This window comes from Pseudomonas sp. HMSC066A08 (assembly GCF_001813025.1).
In the GTDB taxonomy this organism is placed as follows: domain Bacteria; phylum Pseudomonadota; class Gammaproteobacteria; order Pseudomonadales; family Pseudomonadaceae; genus Pseudomonas; species Pseudomonas aeruginosa.
In genome coordinates, this window is the sequence record NZ_KV811320.1 from 1 (window position 1) to 651 (window position 651).

1 pseudogene is annotated in these 651 nt (G+C 69.7%); it reads left to right on the forward strand.

The window, feature by feature from the left end:
• Positions 1–651: pseudogene (gene vgrG1b / locus HMPREF2886_RS19615) on the forward strand (type VI secretion system spike protein VgrG1b); the annotation flags it as partial.

Here is a 651-nt window from a genome sequence, read left to right on the forward strand (position 1 = left end):
AGCAGGAAGGCATCTACTACTGGTTCCGCCACGAGCAGAGCCGCCACATCCTGGTGCTCTCCGACGCCTACGGCGCGCACCAGAGCCCGCCGAACTACGCCAGCGTGCCCTACTACCCGCCGACCCTGGAACAGCGCGAGCGCGACCATTTCTACGACTGGCACATGGCACGCGAGGTGCAGTCCGGCTCGCTGAGCCTCAACGACTACGACTTCCAGCGTCCCGGCGCGCGCCTGGAAGTGCGCTCGAACATCGCCCGCTCGCACGCGGCGGCCGACTACCCGCTGTACGACTACCCCGGCGAATACGTGCAGAGCCAGGACGGCGAGCAGTACGCGCGGACCCGCATCGAAGCCTTGCAGGCCCGCTATGAGCGGGTACGCCTGCGCGGCCGCGCCCGCGGCCTGGGTTCGGGCCACCTGTTCAAGCTCAGCGGCTATCCGCGCGAGGACCAGAACCGCGAGTACCTGGTGGTCGGCGCCGAGTACCGGGTGGTCCAGGAACTCTACGAGACCGGCGGCGGCGGGGTCGGCGCGCAGTTCGAGAGCGAGCTGGACTGCATCGATGCCGGCCAGGCCTACCGCCCCTTGCCGACCACCCCGCTGCCGATCGTCCGTGGCCCGCAGACCGCGGTGGTGGTCGGTCCCAAGG